This window comes from Ruegeria sp. CH6 (assembly GCF_056537005.1).
Map to the genome: position 1 here is coordinate 783,630 of NZ_JBQFQS010000002.1, position 19,356 is coordinate 802,985.

Annotated in this window: 16 protein-coding genes and 1 tRNA gene; 7 read left to right on the top strand and 10 right to left on the bottom strand. The window is 54.9% G+C overall.

Annotation, left to right across the window (positions count from 1 at the left end):
* Positions 1-28 precede the first annotated feature (28 nt).
* Both ACR0CW_RS08195 and ACR0CW_RS08200 read left to right on the top strand, forming a co-directional pair.
* Positions 29-1,483, top strand: coding sequence for a hypothetical protein (locus ACR0CW_RS08195; protein ID WP_480787407.1), 1,455 nt, complete (start codon positions 29-31; stop codon positions 1,481-1,483).
* 236 nt (positions 1,484-1,719) lie between these two features.
* Positions 1,720-2,802 carry an O-antigen ligase family protein gene (locus ACR0CW_RS08200; protein ID WP_480787408.1) on the top strand — a complete coding sequence of 361 codons (1,083 nt, stop codon included), beginning with the start codon at positions 1,720-1,722 and terminating at the stop codon, positions 2,800-2,802.
* Between the two features lie 85 nt (positions 2,803-2,887).
* Here the strand turns inward: ACR0CW_RS08200 and ACR0CW_RS08205 are convergent, their stop codons facing one another.
* The 3 genes from ACR0CW_RS08205 to guaB form a co-directional block, all read right to left on the bottom strand.
* Positions 2,888-5,179 (bottom strand): ATP-binding protein, encoded by a 2,292-nt coding sequence (locus ACR0CW_RS08205; RefSeq protein ID WP_480787409.1) that lies wholly within the window; start codon positions 5,177-5,179, stop codon positions 2,888-2,890.
* Between the two features lie 106 nt (positions 5,180-5,285).
* Entirely contained in the window at positions 5,286-6,446 is a 1,161-nt protein-coding gene (locus ACR0CW_RS08210; protein ID WP_480787410.1) for an RsmB/NOP family class I SAM-dependent RNA methyltransferase, read from the bottom strand.
* A gap of 100 nt (positions 6,447-6,546) precedes the next feature.
* The gene (gene guaB, locus ACR0CW_RS08215) at positions 6,547-7,995 is read right to left on the bottom strand and encodes an IMP dehydrogenase (protein WP_480738390.1); all 1,449 of its coding nucleotides are present in this window, start codon (positions 7,993-7,995) and stop codon (positions 6,547-6,549) included.
* Positions 7,996-8,212: 217 nt separating this feature from the next.
* Between guaB and ACR0CW_RS08220 the strand changes: the two genes are divergently transcribed.
* On the top strand, positions 8,213-10,255 hold the full coding sequence (locus ACR0CW_RS08220) for an ASKHA domain-containing protein (protein ID WP_480787411.1): 2,043 nt from the start codon (positions 8,213-8,215) through the stop codon (positions 10,253-10,255).
* A 24-nt stretch (positions 10,256-10,279) separates the two neighbouring features.
* Positions 10,280-11,131, top strand: a complete 852-nt coding sequence (locus tag ACR0CW_RS08225) for a class I SAM-dependent methyltransferase (protein ID WP_480787412.1) — start codon at positions 10,280-10,282, stop codon at positions 11,129-11,131.
* A gap of 12 nt (positions 11,132-11,143) precedes the next feature.
* On the opposite strand, the gene ACR0CW_RS08230 is transcribed toward ACR0CW_RS08225, so the two are convergent.
* The 4 genes from ACR0CW_RS08230 to ACR0CW_RS08245 all read right to left on the bottom strand — a co-directional run bounded on the left by ACR0CW_RS08230 (position 11,144) and on the right by ACR0CW_RS08245 (position 13,668).
* Positions 11,144-11,217: transfer RNA gene (locus ACR0CW_RS08230), tRNA-Gly, on the bottom strand.
* Positions 11,218-11,344: 127 nt separating this feature from the next.
* Positions 11,345-12,409 (bottom strand): methyltetrahydrofolate cobalamin methyltransferase, encoded by a 1,065-nt coding sequence (locus tag ACR0CW_RS08235; RefSeq protein WP_155141881.1) that lies wholly within the window; start codon positions 12,407-12,409, stop codon positions 11,345-11,347.
* Positions 12,410-12,418: 9 nt separating this feature from the next.
* On the bottom strand, positions 12,419-13,345 hold the full coding sequence (locus tag ACR0CW_RS08240; protein WP_480787413.1) for a methylenetetrahydrofolate reductase: 927 nt from the start codon (positions 13,343-13,345) through the stop codon (positions 12,419-12,421).
* A gap of 26 nt (positions 13,346-13,371) precedes the next feature.
* The gene (locus ACR0CW_RS08245) at positions 13,372-13,668 is read right to left on the bottom strand and encodes a virulence factor (protein ID WP_155141885.1); all 297 of its coding nucleotides are present in this window, start codon (positions 13,666-13,668) and stop codon (positions 13,372-13,374) included.
* Between the two features lie 242 nt (positions 13,669-13,910).
* On the opposite strand from ACR0CW_RS08245, the gene ACR0CW_RS08250 reads away from it, so the two are divergent.
* The 3 genes from ACR0CW_RS08250 to ACR0CW_RS08260 all read left to right on the top strand — a co-directional run bounded on the left by ACR0CW_RS08250 (position 13,911) and on the right by ACR0CW_RS08260 (position 16,130).
* Complete coding sequence (locus ACR0CW_RS08250) at positions 13,911-15,023, top strand: Ppx/GppA phosphatase family protein (protein ID WP_480787414.1); 1,113 nt, start codon at positions 13,911-13,913, stop codon at positions 15,021-15,023.
* Positions 15,024-15,350, top strand: a complete 327-nt coding sequence (locus ACR0CW_RS08255) for a hypothetical protein (protein ID WP_480787415.1) — start codon at positions 15,024-15,026, stop codon at positions 15,348-15,350. It begins immediately after the preceding gene.
* Positions 15,351-15,413: 63 nt separating this feature from the next.
* The gene (locus tag ACR0CW_RS08260) at positions 15,414-16,130 is read left to right on the top strand and encodes an RlmE family RNA methyltransferase (RefSeq protein ID WP_155141889.1); all 717 of its coding nucleotides are present in this window, start codon (positions 15,414-15,416) and stop codon (positions 16,128-16,130) included.
* 1 nt (position 16,131) lies between these two features.
* Here ACR0CW_RS08260 and ACR0CW_RS08265 read toward each other — a convergent pair whose 3' ends face one another.
* From ACR0CW_RS08265 to ACR0CW_RS08275, 3 genes are all read right to left on the bottom strand, one after another.
* Positions 16,132-16,335: a hypothetical protein gene (locus ACR0CW_RS08265; RefSeq protein WP_155141891.1), complete on the bottom strand. Its 204-nt coding sequence runs from the start codon at positions 16,333-16,335 to the stop codon at positions 16,132-16,134.
* A gap of 97 nt (positions 16,336-16,432) precedes the next feature.
* Positions 16,433-18,373, bottom strand: coding sequence for a multiheme c-type cytochrome (locus ACR0CW_RS08270; RefSeq protein ID WP_480787416.1), 1,941 nt, complete (start codon positions 18,371-18,373; stop codon positions 16,433-16,435).
* Positions 18,370-19,227, bottom strand: coding sequence for a YihY/virulence factor BrkB family protein (locus tag ACR0CW_RS08275; RefSeq protein WP_480787417.1), 858 nt, complete (start codon positions 19,225-19,227; stop codon positions 18,370-18,372). Before ACR0CW_RS08275 ends, ACR0CW_RS08270 begins: the two co-directional genes overlap by 4 nt.
* Positions 19,228-19,356 lie beyond the last annotated feature (129 nt).

Below are 19,356 nucleotides of genomic sequence, written 5' to 3' on the forward strand. Positions count from 1 at the left end.
CTTTTCAGTCTGATGGGATGTCGCGCTCATGCATAGCTCATTGCGGTTCCTTAGAAACCCGCGCCCGCGTTCGCAGGAACGGTCTGGGCTTCTCTTTCGTGGTTTGCTTCTCATTCTGGTTTACACCCCGGCCAACCTAGCTCTCGCCGAGGATAATGTCGGACAAAAAACCTTCCCTCCCCAGCTTCCGGATGGTCAACAACGGGCATTTCCTACTGCCGAAGGACACGGCGCAGCCGCCAAAGGGGGTCGTGGTGGCCGAGCTATCTATGTAACGAATACAGATGAGTTTGGCCCCGGATCTTTGCGGGACTGTATTCAGGATCGCGGACCAAGAACCTGTATCTTCAGGGTCAGCGGAACCATTGTTTTGGAAAGACAGTCACTGGTTGCTGTAAATCCATACCTGACGATAGCAGGTGAAACTGCTCCGGGCGGTGGCATCGCAATTCGCAACGGCCCCCTTCAATTGCGCCCGTCTTTGGAAATCCATACCCATGACGTAATCGTCCGGCACGTGCGTATCCGCCCCGGCCCTCATGAAGTAAAGTCATGCTGCTCGGGGGCAATCGGAGTATATACCCGAGCAAGCCGCGATATCATCTTCGACCATATCTCGGCCAGCTGGGGCAGCGACGAAACGATGGACTCCGAGTTTGCCGAACGGCTGACTGTACAATGGAGCATCTTCAGCGAACCGTTGTTGAGTGGTGGTCCCGGCAAGAGCAATCGCGCTCGCAACATGCTACTGACCAAAGGTGGCAACTTCAGCGTTCATCACAACCTGTTTTCTCATAGCATTTTCAGAAACCCGCAGATTTCACCGCAGGAACCAGGGACGACCATCGAGATTGTGAACAACCTGATGTACTCGCCACGATGGCAATACGTGGTCGCACTCGACAATCACTGGGTTGAAGTGGCGGCAAATATTATCGGAAACCTGAAGCTCACGGGCAATAACATAGCTTCAGACCAGCTGGTGCATCTATTCGACGGTGGCGAACACGGCTACCGGCTGTTTCTGAAAGACAACATCGACGAAGACAATCGCGCGGACAGTAACCTGCCCGAAGAGCTTGTTCTGGCTCCAGAGCATCGAGAATACGTGGTCGATACACCAGTCGTAACACCGTTAGTTGAAGCTGATCCGGCGTCATCTGTGTACGAAACAGTCTTGCAAAACGCAGGAGCGACACGCCCTGAGAGAGACAGTGTTGACGAACGCGTTCTCGATGAAGTTCGGGCGCGTTCCGGTCGCATTCTCAAAAGAAATCCTGAAAAAGTAGGCGGATGGCCCGAGCTGATCAGCACCGTGCCATATGACGATCTAGATAAGGACGGCATCGCTGATGACTGGGAGCGGGACAAGGGACTGAACCCCGAAGATCAAAGTGACGGAGCACTCGATCGCGATGGTGACGGTTGGACAAATCTGGAAGAGTTTCTTCATGAATTAGCCGGCGACGGTGTAGGAATGTAGGTAACGGATCAATCACGGTACATTTGTTAGTGTTCTGTGAACGAGATGCCGCCTGTTTATGATTGAGAGTAGAAGAGATGATGAAAGGAGCACTTAGTCTTAACCGGCCCAAAACGTCGCTTGAACAAGCTGAGCTTTTTTGCGCCGTTCTGGGGGTTTTGTTTAGCACTTTCATCTCATTCCGCGCTCCATTCATACTCTTTACCGCCAGTGATTTCTTTTTGACCGTGTCCCTGATGCTGCGGTGTACACGCAGCATTCCCAAATTCCCCATTCATTCGGCCACCTCAATGTGGATGCTGGGTGTTGGTATGGTCGTTGCGGGGTTGCTGATCGGAGGCATTGCCCACGGCAATCCTGAGAATGCCTTTGTTGTAATCGTGCAGTATTTCTTTTCACTGGTTTTGCTTCCGCTGGCGATTCTAGGCCGCCCCTATAAAGAGGCTGTATTGCTGGCAAAGGTCGGAGTCGTCTCAATTGGCCTCAATTGCCTGATCGGAATGATCGCCTATGCCGTCGGATATTCAACCAAAGAAGGTCGGCAGTTCATATTGGTAAGTGGAAACAGACGGGTTACAGGGCTTGTGGACAACCCCAACGGCTTGGCTGGCCTTATTGTGCTGTGGTTCCCAATACTGTGGTACCTGGGCCTCGCGCGAGCGTTCCGACCGGCTGTTTTTCTGGGCTTCTTCGTACTGACATTCATTACATTGATCTTCACAAGCTCGAACTCCAGCCTTGCGGGCGCCTTCATCTGCGCCCTTATCTATTTGCTATTACTAGGTAAATTCAAAGTCTTTCTGATATGGACGACAGCTATTACTTGCATTGTTGCAATCGGTTTACGATGGGCTGAACTCATTCTTCCCCCAACTTTCAGGAGAAGAGTGCTGACACCGATCTTAGAAGGTGATCTGCAGGAAGCAGGTACATTCGATGACCGTGCAGACCTCATGGTCGAAGCATGGCGGCTTCTCCCGGACTATATGTTAATAGGCATGGGCGGAGGTCGATATCGCGAGGTCAGCGCTGACAATATTTCCGTCCATAACCTGTACCTTCTGCTCGCAAACGAAGGTAGTTTGATGGCCTTGTTCGGCCTGGCGCTGATCTTTCTGGCCGCGATAGTCTCCGCTTTGCTGGTAAAGTCAGATACGCCACACAAAGCACTGGGCCGTGCCACCGTAATCACGATTACCCTTACATTTGCGGCTTTGGCAATGAACTTCACCCATGTATATCAGAGAGGGATTCTGGTCCCTTGGATTGTGTCGATAGGTCTGCTCTCGGTCCATAGAATGGCGCATAGCCGACAATGACCTAACCCCTCACTGATGTTTCTGCACTTCTGAGTACAATACTGTCTGGAGTGGTCCACCTGACCCGCCCCTCATTCAGGTCCAACTAGCTGAGATGCTGAAGCACCGCTTCGGTCAATTGGTTCAGGGAAAACGGTTTGGGCAGAAATGTCGAATTGGGAAGCTCGGGCCCTGAGTCACCAAATGCACCTTCAGTGTATCCAGACATGAACACCACTCGGACATCGGGTCGTGTTTCCATCGCCTTTTTGACCCAGGTCGGCCCGTCCATGCCCGGCATTACAACATCAGTAACAAACACATCCACGTTCAGCTCGGAATCTTCCAGCAACTTCAACGCATCTTCTGCGGATTCCGCCTCAAGCACAGTGAAACCCTTGAGGCGTAACGCCCGCGTGGCAAAGGCACGCACCGGTGCTTCATCCTCGACCAATAGAACCACCCCTTCGCCCTGACGCGATGAATGAACATCCGGAGTGTTCTGCTCGCTCGTTTCGGTGCTTTCGCTCGCTGCACAAACCGGCAGGAACACGGTAAATTCCGTTCCTTTGCCTGCGATACTGTCAACAAAAATGAAACCGCCGGTCTGTTTCACGATACCGTAGGCGGTCGACAAGCCCAAACCCGTGCCCTCTCCGGTCCTTTTTGTGGTGTAGAACGGTTCGAATACTTTTTGCAGCTTGTCGGCAGGTATACCGAAGCCACTATCGATGACCTTAACGGTCACATATTCACCAACCGGTACTGTGGCACGATCCCTAGCAATGGCCTGGTTGACGATCAAAACTTCGGTTTCAATTCGGATTTCCCCACCTTCCGGCATTGCGTCACGGGCATTGACGACGAGATTCATCAAAACCTGTTCCAGCTGTCGTTTATCAGCTCGGACTGGCTTGAGAACTGGATCGTGGCTGAGGGTCAGCCGAATCTTTTCTCCCACCAGCCGATTCAACAAATGGATCAGATCTGAAATCGTATCCCGAAGGTCAAGCACTTCAGGCCGCAGGGTTTGTTTGCGCGAAAAAGCAAGTAACTGGCCAACCAGCGCGGCCGCTCGGTTGGCATTCTGATTTATCTGAACCAGATCACCATAATTCGGGTCACTCTGATCGTGTCGCAACAACAACAGATCACAATGTCCTGATATCGCTGTCAGTAAGTTGTTGAAATCATGGGCAACACCACCAGCAAGCTGGCCTACAGCCTGCATTTTCTGTCCTTGCACGAATTGCGCCTCGAGCGTTTTCAATTCAGTGGCATCATTTAGGACAGCTATGAGCCCTACTTGTCCGTCCAAAATCGTACGAGCAAGTGTGACCTGTACGAAGACTTCTTTGTCCTTCCTGCTCAACCGCAGAAATTCCGACCTTGGTGCAACGTCTTGCGTTGCGGTCTGTGCCAACCATTCACGAACCGGATGGCCCAAACCGTGCATGATGCTTTCGATATTGGTCTCGCCGCAGCCTGTCTTTCCAATCAGCTTTGCAGCAAGCCGATTGGTCTCCAGTATCTCTCCGGTTGGTGACAGCCGCATCACCGGAACAGGTAGATCAGCGAACGGAGTGGAATACTGACCTTCCAGCGTCTCCTGAAACGGGATTAGGATTACATCCCTGCCCGATCCATAGCGGCGCACTTCAGAAGCTATTACGCGTGTTTCTCCGCTTGGGGTCTGAATTCGAGTGACTTGTGCCTTGTCGGAAAGCGGTTCAGACAAGATCACATCCAATGCTGCAGGTGCCAACCCGATCAGTTCCCGTGCTGCAATATTCATGTCCAGAATAACATCACTGCGCCCCAAAGTAAGCACGGGCAATGAGATCCTTGCCCATTGCCCCTGTTCAGCGATCCTAACGCGCCAGTAAATCAGTCCACCACCAAGAGAGTACGCGGACATCGGAACCGTACGACCCTTGGTTACGATATCTTCGCGTGTTTTTCCCTGCACTTCAGCCAGAGATTGCAGTCGTGTCAGGATCGCGGATGGATTGGCAAAGAGGGATCTCAAACAGACATCCAGCCGTGTTCCAGTAACAGCGTTGAACCTGTCTTTTGCAGACCTGTTTGCAACAAGAATTTCACCCTGAGCATCAGCGATGAAACAAGGCTCATCCTCCTTTTCAACAAAGGTTGCGAGGAGCGCTTTGACCTGCTGCGACGAGCGAACTGCAATCCACTCTTTTAGGGTGACGGCCGCCGTTGCCACCAACACGGACACACCGATGATCAGAATTATCGGATTCCAATTGGCAGGAAGCACTTCAAAGACTGGAAGAGCGCAAATCAGTACGGCGAGCACGGTAACCGGGACCAGGCGAGTAACATCGGGAAGATGACGGTCGGACAGATCAGGAAACGGTGCAGCGGTATCGGACATCAACAACCTAAATCAGAATTTGCACGCCGATAACGACCTGCAATTGGTTAACCGCCGCTTAACGGGATGCCGGCGACGCAATCTTCTATAGGTTGTGTTGTAGAATCTACGCTCTCGTCAAGTGTGCTGAGAAGAAACCATCGGCCCCTTGTGTAACCAACCACATTTTTTGAAACCCGTTGCTCCAGTCAGAGTTTTCCTTCAAAAACGTCGCTATAACAGCCTGGTTTTCAGCATTCAGCATTGAACACGTTGCATACACCAATGTTCCATCCCGCTTCAGCAAACCAGAAGCTGTCTCAAGGATCCTTGTTTGGATTGCAAACAACTCCTTCAGTTGCTCCGCAGTCAAAGACCACTTGCCAGCAGGTGCGCGACGCCACGATCCGCTTCCGGAACACGGCACGTCTGTAAGCACAAGATCGAAGGGGGCTTTCTTTTCAACGTCACCAGTGGTCAACACGGAGATGTTTGCCCCCGCGCGCTGGGCGCGCGCAGGCAGATCACGCATACGCCCTGGATTGGCATCATGGGCATAAACCTGAACGCCCTTATGTGCGGCCAATGCCAGCGCTTTACCACCACCACCCGCGCAGTAGTCCAAGACACGCATGCCAGGTTGCAAGGGCAATGCGGCAACGACCGCCTGACTGGCTGCGTCCTGTAGTTCAACCAGCCCTTGTGTATAGGCTCGGCATTGCGAGATTTTTCGTGCGCCCACTGTCACCTCAAGCGCGGTATCGCACGCTGGGTGTTCAACGGCGGTGATGCCATCGGCCTCAAGCAAATCTATTGCTTCCGCCACATCCGTTTTGGCAACATTTACACGCAAGTGAACAGGCGCTCTGTTCTGCAGTGCTATTGCGGCTGCCTCAGCCTCTTCCCCAAGCGACTGCTTGAACTCCGGCCAGAGCCAGTCAGGGATGTCATAGCGCTCTGCATCGCTGATGAACGCACGCGCATTCTCGGTTCCATCAACTGGCTCTGGCGCGTACCGTTCCCCCGAGAACAAGACACTCGGGTCGGTCCCTGCAGCACGTACCGAGCCAAGCATGAGCCCTCGGCCAGTCCCTGCTCCACCCTGCGCGGCGAAGGATCGCTTGTGTCGTAGTGCATCGAAAACATGATCACGGATGGCCGCCCGATCCTTGGACCCGGCAAACCGGCTGCGACGCGCCCAACCTGTCAACGCCTTCTCTACCGGCGCGCCGGCAAGAATATCGTCAAGAATTTCGATCGAGGCCTGAACACGCGCGGCAGGGGTCATTGCAATTCCCTAGTTTGATTTAATCCCGAACCGGATGGATCCGACATTCATAACGCAAAACGGCGCCCCGGTTGGAGCGCCGCATTTACTTTAACACGGCTCACATTACCCGGTAGTTCGGGCTTTCACGCGTGATCTGAACGTCATGCACGTGGCTTTCTTTCAAGCCAGCGCCAGTAATTTTGACGAAGTTACAGTTGCGGCGCATTTCATCTACTGTCGCGCATCCGGTGTATCCCATTGCAGCACGCAATCCACCAACGAGCTGATGAATAACTGCACTGGCTGAACCTTTGTAAGGCACCTGCCCCTCGATACCTTCAGGAACCAGTTTGTCGTTGGCCGCATCCTTTTGGAAATAACGGTCCGCAGACCCCCGAGCCATTGCTCCAAGGCTGCCCATACCGCGATAGGATTTGAACGACCGGCCTTGATACAGGATCACCTCGCCCGGGCTTTCATCCGTTCCTGCAATCATCGAACCCACCATGGCACAGGACGCGCCCGCAGCGATGGCCTTGGCGAAATCGCCCGAGAACTTGATGCCGCCATCAGCGATGACCGGCACATCACCCGCGGCTGCCGCACAATCCATAATCGCGGTTAACTGAGGCACACCGACACCGGCAACCATTCGGGTTGTGCAGATCGAGCCAGGACCAATACCCACTTTGATCGCATCCGCACCTGCATCAATAAGCGCTTTCGCAGCATCTCCGGTTGCAACGTTGCCAGCAATGATCTGCACTTCGTTCGAAAGCGTTTTCACTCGTTTCACCGCATCCAGGACACCCTGCGAATGTCCATGAGCCGTATCGACAACAATGATGTCAGCGCCCGAGTCTACCAGCAGTTCCGAACGTTCAAATCCGGCATCACCTACCGAAGTTGCAGCTGCGACCCGCAGACGACCCAGACGGTCTTTGCAAGCGGTTGGATTCAGAACAGCCTGTTCGGTGTCTTTCAAAGTCAGAAGACCGGTCAACTTGCCTTCGGCGTCAACCACCAGCAGCTTTTCAATTCGGCGGGCCTTCATCAGGCTCTTGGCTTCTTCAAGATCCGCGGGTTCACGCAGCATCGCCAGATTATCAGTCGTCATCATGGCTTTGATCGGAGTGTCATCAGATGTCGCGAACCGCATGTCCCGGTTTGTGACGATGCCCAGAACCCGACCATCGTCTTCGACGACTGGGAAACCCGTGAAATTGTAGCGCTGAACCAACGCCTTGGCGTCAGCCAACGTCTGATCCGCCCGCAGTGTGACGGGGTTGTAAACGATGCCGGATTCAAACCGTTTGACACGCCGTACTTCGCGCGATTGCTCTTCAGCGGACAGGTTCTTGTGGATGACCCCAATACCGCCAGCCTGCGCCATGGCAATCGCCATTCTCGCCTCGGTCACCGTATCCATTGCCGAGCTGAGCAAAGGGATATTCATGGTGATTTCACGCGTCACGCGCGTTGCGGTATCCGCCGTCGCCGGCAGTACCGACGAAGCCGCCGGAACCAATAGAACGTCGTCAAAGGTGAGTGCCTCACGAATCTGCATCTGATTACCCCATGCAAAAGCCCGTTTGGCGGTGACCCTATTACATGGATTCAGCCGAAGGAAAAGCCCCTGAACCCAAGATGTTTCGGGCTGCGCGCCGATGCCACGCCGGAAAACGACGCAAGCTGCCTAAAACGTGCCGCTGAATGCCCTTTCCCTTTGCGCACAAACCCATATCTTGCGCGGCATACGCGCGAATACAAAAGGCAGGCCGATCATGACCACCGACCCCCTTGTCGTCTTTACTCCCTCGGGCAAACGCGGGCACTTCCCCGTCGGCACACCGATTCTGACTGCGGCCCGTCAATTGGGCGTTGATCTGGATTCGGTTTGTGGCGGGCGCGGCATTTGTTCGAAATGCCAGATAACACCCAGCTTTGGTGAATTCCCCAAACATGGTGTCACCGTCGCCGAAGATGCCCTGAGTGAGTGGAACGCTGTCGAGCAGCGATATGATGACAAGCGTGGCCTGAAACCCGGACGTCGGCTTGGCTGTCAGGCGACAGTTCAGGGCGATGTCGTCATCGACGTTCCGCCCGAAAGCCAGGTGCATCGTCAGGTCGTTCGCAAGGCAGCAGCGGCGCGCGCGATCACCATGGACCCGGCAACCCGTCTGTATTTTGTCGTGGTGGAAGAGCCCGACATGCACTCTCCCACTGGCGATCTGGAACGGCTGGAGCGTGCCCTGCGCGAGCAGTGGAAGATCGAGGCCGTAACCGCTGACCTTTCACTGATGTCAAAGCTGCAGCCCGTTCTGCGTAAAGGCAAATGGGAAGTCACCGTCGCAGTCCACAAGGGTCACAAGGACGAAGTGGCCAAGGTCGTCGAAATCTGGCCCGGCCTTCATGAACATGGGCTTTACGGTCTGGCCATCGACCTCGGCTCGACCACCATCGCTGCTCACCTGACTGATCTGGAAACTGGAGAGGTTAAAGCATCATCCGGTCTGATGAACCCGCAGATCCGCTTTGGCGAAGACCTCATGAGCCGCGTTTCGTACTCGATGATGAACCCCGGCGGCGACCAGGAGATGACGAAGGCCGTCCGCGAGGCCATCAACGACCTGACGACCTCGATCGCTGACGAGGCGGGGATTGATGCGGAGCTGATCGTCGAAACGGTTTTCGTCTGTAACCCGGTCATGCACCACCTCTTGCTGGGTCTTGACCCGGTAGAATTGGGTCAGGCACCGTTTGCTCTGGCAACGTCGGAAAGCATGTCCCTGCCCGCGCGCGAGATGGACCTGACCAATATGAACCCCCGCGCACAGGTCTACATCCTGCCCTGTATCGCGGGTCATGTGGGAGCCGACTGTGCCGCGGTTGCGTTGTCCGAGGAACCCGGCAAATCCGAAGACCTTGTCTTGATCGTAGATGTGGGCACAAACGCTGAAATTCTACTTGGCAATACCAGCCGTGTTCTGGCCTGCTCTTCACCCACAGGCCCTGCGTTCGAAGGTGCCCAGATCAGTTCGGGTCAACGCGCCGCCCCCGGGGCGATTGAGCGGATCGAAATCGATCCGGTAACAAAAGAGCCACGGTTCCGGATTATTGGCTCGGAAAGATGGTCGGACGAAGAAGGATTCGATCAGGATGTCGCGACAACCGGTATCACTGGCATTTGTGGCTCGGGCATCATCGAGGCCGTCGCCGAAATGCGTATCGCGGGCTTGTTGGACGAAAGCGGGCTGATCGGATCGGCCGAGCAAACCGGTACGTCACGCTCAGCTCCCGAAGGGCGCACCCATTCCTACCTGATCCACGACGCGAGCGCCGAAGGTGGTCCGCGCATTACCGTCACACAAGGTGACATTCGTGCAATTCAGCTTGCGAAATCAGCGCTTTATGCCGGTGCACGGCTGCTGATGGATGAGATGGAAGTGGACAAGGTAGACCGCGTGGTACTGGCGGGTGCTTTCGGTGCGCATATCTCGACCAAACATGCGATGGTGTTGGGAATGATCCCAGACGCCCCATTGGACAAGGTTTCCAGCGCAGGGAATGCGGCGGGTACTGGTGCGCGGATCGCGCTCTGCAACATCTCAGCGCGTGCTGAAATCGAGCGTGTCGTTCGGGAAATCACCAAGGTTGAAACCGCAATCGAGCCTAAGTTCCAGGATCATTTCGTGGCCGCCAACGCCATCCCGCACAAAACCGATCCGTTCCCGGAACTGGCGCAGGTGGTCACCTTGCCAAATCCAAGCTTTAACACGGGTGGAGATCAGGAAAATTCTGGCCGTCGCCGTCGCAGAAGGTCATAGTCGAGCCGACCACAGGAGGCCCGTATGCAGACAGTGAACGAAGAACAAGCCGAGTACTGGGGCAAGTCGGCATCAGGCGCAAAATGGCTGACCTACGAAGATCAGCTTGATCACCTGATGTCCCCCGTACTTGAGCTGGTGCTTGATCGTGCCGGTCTGCAAACGGGCATGCGTGTACTCGATATCGGCTGCGGTACTGGTGTAAGCTCTATTGCTGCAGCAAAACAGGTCGGCGAAAGCGGCCATGTGCTGGCCGCAGATATATCCGAGCCATTTCTTGATCGCGCCCGAACTCGTGCGTCAGATCAGGAATTGAACAATATCACTTTCCAGTATGCTGATGCGCAAACGCACGATTTTGCTGAAGGCGATCGGGATGCCGCAATTTCACGCTTTGGTGTGATGTTTTTTGAAGACTCCGTAGCCGCCTTTTCAAATATTGCCCGCGCGTTGAAGCCCGGTGGCCAGATGACATTCGCGGCTTGGGGACCCTTGGCAGATAATCCGTGGTTTAAGATTCCACATATCGCGGCAACTTCTCGCCTCGGACACCCGCCTAAAGTTGACCGTTTTGCCCCCGGCCCCTTGGCGTTTCACGATATCGATCACGTGACGGGAATGATGACCGAAGCTGGACTTACTGACGTTCAAGCACAAGCCGTGCCACTTGGATTGCGGGGTATTGGCTCAGTTCGGGATTCGGCCATTCTTTGTACACGCGTTGGTCCCGCAGCACGGGTTATCTCGCACTTTGATGGAACGTCAGCAGATGTGCATGCCATTCAGGAAGGCGTTGCAGACGCGTTCAGTTCCTTTGAAAATGGGCAGGACCTAGAAATACCTGCTGTGATCAACTTGTTTCAGGCGCGCAGATAAACCTGAACAAGTTGGAGCGGGTAGCGGGAATCGAACCCGCGCGTTCAGCTTGGGAAGCTGACAGGCTACCATTACATCATACCCGCCGCGCTGGACTGAATATCATCACTCTCAGAACGTGATCAAGATCTTTCAAGCTTTGTGAGCCACCCATGGAAACAAGAAAAAGGCCGGATCATTGATCCGGCCTTTTGTGTGAGTTGTTCAAAGTTATCAGGCGCGACGGCGACGTCCGCCACCACGGCGTCCACGTGCACCCTCACCTTCGGCACCAGCCGCTTCAGGCGCTTTGTTGAACCGGATCCACTCACCGCCATGCGGGTCGTTGTTGGTCAGCAGGTTGGCGGCGCGAATGGCCTCCATTTCCTTACCCGCACGCGGTTTGGTCGAACCAAGGCCAAACATCTGAACGAAGGTTTCGTCGTCCATGCCTTCGGGCAGGATGATACCCGCGGCAGCAACGGCCTCTTTCTTCTCAGCGATCTTCTTCTGAGTGGTCGGCAATGCGACCGGGTTCATGATCGCAGACGTCATGCCAGCGCCCATTGCCATCGGCAGGAAGGCGTTGTTGATGCCATGACGGTTCGGCAGACCGAACGAGATGTTGGAGGCACCACAAGTGGTGTTTACACCCAGCTCTTCCCGCAGACGACGGACGAGCGCAAACACCTGCTGGCCAGCAGTTGCCATTGCACCAATCGGCATAACCAGCGGGTCGACGACGATGTCATGCGCCGGAATGCCATAATCCGCGGCACGCTCAACGATAGTCTTCGCAACTGCAAAACGCACATCCGGGTCTTCCGAGATGCCGGTGTCATCGTTCGAGATCGCCACAACCGGAACATTGTATTTCTTGACCAGCGGCAGAACCATCTCAAGGCGTTCTTCTTCACCGGTGACCGAGTTCAGCAGCGGACGGCCCTCTGCAGCGGCCAGACCGGCCTCCAGCGCACCCGGAACCGACGAGTCGATGCACAGCGGCACATCGACAAGACCCTGAACCAGCTCGACGATCTTGGTCATCAGCGGTGGCTCGGTCTCGTTCGGGTTGGGGTTCGAGTTGTAAACAACACCTGCGTTGATATCCAGGACGGTCGCGCCTGCGGCTACCTGAGCCAGCGCGTCTTTCTCAACGGTCGAGAAATCGCCCGCTTCCAACTCTGCAGCCAGCTTTTTCCGGCCGGTGGGGTTGATCCGCTCACCGATTACGCAAAACGGCTCATCAAAGCCCAGAACGGCGGTTTTTGTTTTTGATTCTACGACTGTACGGGTCATGTCCGTTCCTTAGGAGTTTACAGGCTTTGCCGAGGCGCCGCCGTTGTTGATTGCCCAGTTGGCGTTGGTCTTGATGCCGCCAAGCGGGAAGAAGTGTACATTGGTGATGTTGAAGTCCGGGTTGGCCGCTTTGTGGTTGGCCAGTTCGATGATCACGTCGGTCGGCTCATACGGCAGCAGCAGCTTGGAGACATCCATCGCGCGCTTCTGCAGAACCTTCAGCGACGGACCAACGCCACAAGCGATGGCGAACTTGATCAGGGTCTGCAGCTTAGCCGGACCCGCGATGCCGATATGCACCGGAATATCGATACCAGCCTCTTTCAGACTATCAGCCCATTCGATGATCGGTTTGGCATCGAAAGCGAACTGAGTCGCCAGAGCCATCTCCGCATCGGTGGTCTCGTTGAACTTCTGCTTCCAGCGCAATGCTTCGTCGACGTTCTTGGTCGAGCCGTCAGGGTCAATGTCTTTGTTGCCCTCGGGGTGACCCGCAACGTGCAGGCGCTTGAATCCTGCCTTGTCGAACAGACCACTTTCCAGCAACTGCATCGAGCTGTCGAACTCGCCATGCGGCTTGGCAACGCCACCAGCCAGCAGCAGCGCCTGATCTACACCCGCTTCGCCCTGATACATGGAGATCCAGTTTTCCAGGGTCGCAGCGTCCTTGATGATCCGTGCCGGGAAGTGCGGCATGACAGGATAGCCTTCATCCGCGATCCGCTTGGCAGTCTTGACCATGTCCTCGATGGGCGTGCCTTCGATATGGGCGATGTAGACGCGGGTTCCTTCGGGCAGCAGCGCGCGGAAATCTTCGACCTTTTCGGCGGTGCGTGGCATCACCTCAATCGAGTAGCCCTGCAAAAAGGCTTCGACGGTCGGATTCACAGGGCCGTTTTCAACGGCATCACGTTTCTTGAAGTTCAGCAAAGCCATTGCGGCCTCCCATATAGATCTTGGGCTCATGCCCAACCGTCGTTGGCGATCAGGGTTTTGACACGTTCCTGATCATACTCCGTTTCCAAACGCACCGCTTCTGCCTCAGCAATCTCTGCCGGGTCGCCATCGACCACAAAGGGCTCGGCCTTGCGCCATTCGGCCAGGTAGGCATCACTGTCCTTGGCATTCACCTTCATGGCAGCCCGGTCGATCGCTTGCTCGAACCGTTCCTCCAATTGCCGCTTGGCCCCGCGCCGGCCTTTGCCGACGATGACCTGAGCGGGAATGTCGCGCCAATATACGATTGTGACGTCAGGCATCCTGTTTGATTCCTCCTAGCCAGATGAGCCGGTTCTAAACTTCTATGTGGGCTTCAGTCGGTCGAATTTCGACACCCGACATATTCACAGCGACGTTTTTAGCCCACGACGGGATACCGAGCTTTTACCTGACTGCTTTACAAAAGCGCACATCAAAATCCTCATGACTTTAATGAGCGTCTTGCGTGATCGAAATGCGCGACCTATGGTCAGGGTAACTCGAAAATCGGAGGGCGTTGAAGATGGCGCCCAAGCGTCCCAAAGGTGCGGGCGCGTTCCCGAAGGCGGTCGAAAGCCCCGCGCCGGCAAAACCCGATCCGGATGCATTATATGCGGCACTGGATCTGGGGACAAATAGCTGCCGCATGTTGATAGCCCAGCCCAAGGGCAGCGGGTTCCATGTGGTAGACAGTTTTTCCAAGTCCGTGCAATTGGGCGCTGGCCTGGAAAGGACCGGGCGATTGTCGCGGTCATCGATGTCGCGCACCATTCAAGCGCTACGAATCTGCCAGCAAAAGCTCAAGCGGAATAAAGTCAGACGCATGCGGCTAGTCGCGACCGAAGCCTGCCGCCGTGCCAAGAACTCGCGTGATTTCATTCGGCAGGTCAAACGCGAAACCGGTCTGACCTTGGAAATTATCCAACCCGAAGAAGAAGCCCGTCTGGCAGTGATTTCCTGCGCACCGCTGGTTTCTACCAAAACCGAGCAGCTTTTGGTCGTTGATATCGGTGGTGGTTCAACCGAATTGGTCTGGATCGATATCTCTTCGGTACCCCGCCGGGATCGTCCGGCGGCGATCATGCGCCTGCATAATGGGTTTCATACGGCTGACAGTCCGTTCCCTGCGGCAAAGGTTGTCGATTGGATCAGCGTCCCATTGGGTGTGGCAACACTGCGCGACCAGTTCAATGACGTCGAAGACGACTCGGCGCGTTTTGCCCTGATGAGCTGGTTCTTTGAGGAAAACCTCGCGGATTTTGCGCCTTACAAGGACGAACAGGCCCGCGAAGGGTTTCAGATTGTCGGAACCAGCGGCACCGTAACCACAGTTGCAGCCTCACATCTCGGCCTCAAACGCTACGACCGCACCAAAGTGGACGGTCTGCGCATGACCAGTGATCAGATCGACAAAGTCATACGAGGGTATCTGGAACTCGGCCCTCAGGGTCGGCGTCGTGATCCGCGTATCGGTGACGACAGGCAGGCCCTGATCATGTCCGGCTCTGCCATTCTACAGGCCTTGTTGCGCTGTTGGCCCACCGACCGTCTCTCTGTAGCGGACCGGGGCCTGCGCGAAGGTCTGCTCTATGCACAGATGAGCGCAGATGGTGTGCTGGAAGATGGACCGTTCTGATTGCCGAGAGCTGACTACACAATAGTAGCAATCGCCTATCGAACCAGCACAGCTGCCACCACGATCTGCTTCCTCGAAGCCGCAGGCTATGATGTTTTTTGCCCAGGATTTAACCTGGTCAATATGGTCCCACACTGGGCATTGGCTATTGGTGGTATTCATATCGCTGTTCCGACTTCACAGGTTTCGGACGCGCGTGAGTTGTTGCTCAGCTTCGAATCCACGTCTCAGGACCGGTCCACTTGTGTATCGCAGATCCTGAATGGTGCGGGTTGGTTGGCGTTTGGCGTTTCTTCTCCGTGGCCAGACCTGATAATAAGGGATTAGACCCTCCTTGTTACGCCTCTAATAAGGAGGTATGGACCGGTCAACTTTCAGGAGATCAATCGCATGGCAAAGACGCCGAGCGGAAAAAATACCTCAGGCCGTGGGCAGCGCGACCTGAAAGTAAAGGTCAAGACTGCGCGCGGGCGTAAGCTCAGCTCGACTCGCTGGCTCGAGAGGCAGCTGAATGACCCATATGTAAAGCGGGCGCAGGTCGAAGGCTATCGCGGACGCGCAGCATTCAAGATACTGGAATTGGACGAAAAGTTTCGTTTCCTTGTTCCCGGCGCGCGGGTCGTTGACCTGGGCTGTGCTCCTGGTGGTTGGCTGCAAGTGGCCGTTAAGCGAGTTAATGCGCTAGGTGAAAAGAGCGGCAAGCGGATCGGAACGGTTCTGGGTGTCGATCTGCAAGAGGTTGAACCCGTCGCCGGTGCCGAAGTGCATCAGTTGGATTTCATGGAAGATGATGCCGACGTAAAGGTTAAAGACTGGCTTGGCGGTAAGGCTGATGTTGTGATGTCGGATATGGCCGCAGCCTCATCAGGTCACAAACAAACCGACCATTTGCGCATTATCGCACTGTGCGAAACAGCTGCCTATTTTGCATTTGATGTTCTTGAAGAAGGCGGAACCTTTGTTGCCAAGGTTCTGGCTGGTGGTGCCGAAGGCGATCTGCAAAAGCTGCTCAAACAGAAATTTGACAAGGTAGCCAACGTAAAACCCCCAGCCTCCCGCTCGGACAGTTCCGAGAAATTCGTGGTGGCAACAGGTTTTCGAGGCTAAATCAGTCCAGCTCTATCTGCTGATCCGTCAGGCGTTGCTCGCGCAGCGACGCAGATGCATTTCCGATCAGCAACAAAGCATCACCATGGCTGATGTAGACCGGAGCACGGTCTCGAAGCTCTGCAATCCGCCGGTCAAGCGGTGGTTTTCCAACCGGTTTCGCGTGTAAGGGCTGCTTTACCTTCGTATCCGATATATCTGACATGGATCACCTCTGGCATCACGGGGTTCTCCCCGTGATCTGATCCATAATCCTGAAGTTGGTCGGTAAAGTGGCGCAATCCGGCCAGTTCGGTGCCGTTTCAGGGGCTAAGCTGTAGCTCCAGCTGCAGTAACGCCGGATCGTCCGGCAGGATACTCAATCCTTCCTGCAGCACACGCCGCGCCTCTTGCGGGCCACGATTGATCTGCGCCAACTGAACCAGCATAGGCCAAGCTTCTGCCCGTTGCGGATCAAGCGTCACCACCTCGCGAAAAGCACGCTCTGCAGCAGGGGCATTGCGCAAGTTCAGCGCCATTCCACCCAGAACCAGATGCGTTTCGGGGAAATCTAGGCGGTTTGACATGGTCTGCTGCCACTCCGCCATTCCCTGCCCCGCAAGCGCACGCTGATCTTCCGTCAAAGCTTGTCCCGGAATGGTCAGGAACTCCTTGGCGGCTGAGATGCGGACATTCCGCAGCGGATCAGAGAGTAGCGGCTCAAGCCGGATGATCCTGTTGGGAAGTGTCGCGGTTCGCTGCAACGCGGCTGCGTTGGCCCGGACCAGAGGATCGGCATCAGACAAAAGTAGCGCGGTTTCATCAGCAATCGTAGGATTGGCAAAAGGCTGCAACAAATAAAGGGCTGTGGCACGAACGATACCTGCCTGCGACTTATTCAGGGCGATCTCAAGCAAGTCTGACGCGCTGTCAGGCTGACCGTTCAATGCCGCACTAAAGCTTGTTCCGTAGTGCGCACCGCGATGCGTCGAGTCAGGAAACCACTCTTCGATTTGCAATGCAGCCCAATCCTGATCCCGGTCCTCATGACAATCCGTGCAAGCATCAACGCCAAGCCCCAAATCTGGTCGCGGCACACGGAAGCTATGATCCCGCCGTCCATCGACGCCCATGTAAACCCGCTCGATCATATGACAGCTCTTACACTGAGCCCCATCGCTACCAAGCGGGTGATGGTGATGCTCAACGCTGTCATATTCGGCCTTTTTCAAGGTTGGAAACTCCGAGTTTCCGGCCAAAGAATGACATTGGGTGCAAATCCCGTTCCCTTCGGCAATCAGCTCACCACTGTGTGGATTGTGACAGTTCATGCAACTGACGCCGCGATCATACATTTTGGACTGCAGGAATGAGCCGTAGACATAGACTTCGTCCAGTATCTGTCCGTCAGGATGATACAAACCCGGTCTCATCAGAGCTAAATTGTAGGCATCATGGTAAGGCGTTCCTGGCAGTGGATTACCATCCTCCAACGCTTCTCGCCGTGAGTGACAGCCGGCACATTGCTGTATCTCAGCTTCGACATTGCCCTTGCCCCAACTCATCGCGAAGCCGAACTCATCCAACCCATCTGCCGGTGCTTTTCCTGTAACCCAGTTCAGATGCTGAGACGCCGGGCCATGACAGGCCTCGCACCCCACCCCAATCTCGGACTGGCGTGATGCATATTGGCGTTCAACAGGATCATAGTTCTTTTCAAAACCAGTCGCATGGCATTCCGCACAGCGGGCGTTCCAGTTCTTATAGGGACCAGTCCAGTGCAGCCCATCGTCAGGAGGAAGATCCTGATCGGGATAGAGATGCAACCACCTCTTTTCTTCAGTATCCCAAACCACGTCAAAGCTCTGAAGGCGTCCCGGCTCGGTTTCAAACAAGTATTGCTGTAGCGGCTCAATCCCGACCACTGAATGCACATTGTAATTTGTTGTATTGCCGTCTTTTTCGGTGACGTTGGCCACATACGCACCCTCAGGCCTTGTGAATGTAACCGTCATCCCATCATGGGTAAATGAAGTTCCGTCAAAGTCGGCACGAACAGAATTCTCTGATGTTTCGGTCCACGCCTTCGCATGGTGTGACCCTGACCAGGATTGGACCTGTTCATCATGACATTCGATGCAAGTGTCCGAGCCGACATATTCCTGCGCTGCGACCGGAAATGTGCACGCGGCGATTAAGAATACTGCTGAGCCGAAGATGTCACCCAAACGGGGACATGCGACCTTGTTCAAAAAAGACCTCATTCAATGGCACCATCATTGCCACCATTTTGCAGGTCCATCAGGGCGCCATTGTATTCGGCCCCCAAAATGAGCATGGCCGAGCAAAGATAGAGAAAGATCAAAGCTGCCATGGCGCCTGCAAGTCCGGCGTAGGTTGCACTGTAGGTTGCGAATTGAGCGATATAGATTGAAAAACCCCAGCCCCCAGCAATCCAGAGAGCGAGCGTTAAGATTACCCCGGGCAAAATCTGCAAAAGGCTGTGCCGTCGCGTAGGAAGGATCAAATGCGCCAGCAACACGGTTCCTGCCGGGACAGCCACGGTAAAGGTCCAACGCAACCGATCAACGGAAAACCAATCTGACACATCGACGGTTGTCTTTTCCGACACCAAACGCGTGTAAACTGGTAGAACAACTTCGATCGCGGCGATTGCTAAAATCGCTGCCCCGCCCAAGATGACTAAGACAAAACACAGCAAACGGGTTTTCCAGAACGGCCAACTATCCTTGTCGTGATAGGCTTGGTTCATGGCGAAACGCACAGCCGCCACTCCGTTTGACGAAAAGTAGATCGCCAGTAAGCCCCCTAACGTAATCACCCCCGACCCGGCACCTTCCAAGACAGCCCGCAATTCGGAAATGATCGGATCTGCGACGTCCTTTGGCCAAGCGCCAAAGATCAATTCTATCAGTTCTTCGGTCACATACCCTTGCGACAGAGCACCGGCCAACGCCACGGTGAACAAAACAAACGGAAACAGGGCCATCATCAGTGACATCGCCACATGGCTGCTCATGACAAACCCATTCTTGTCGTTGAACCGGCAAATCGCCAGCCAAAGCGCTTGAACAAAGCGGCCTAAAATAGGAATCATTGGACGAGTCATAACCGGAGCCTAGCCTGACTTGCCTGATCGTATAACCCGGCAAAGTCTTCGTCAGGTCGAATTTTCGCTCATAACTGCCTGACTGGATTGCATAAACCAACCTACCAGTGCAGGATC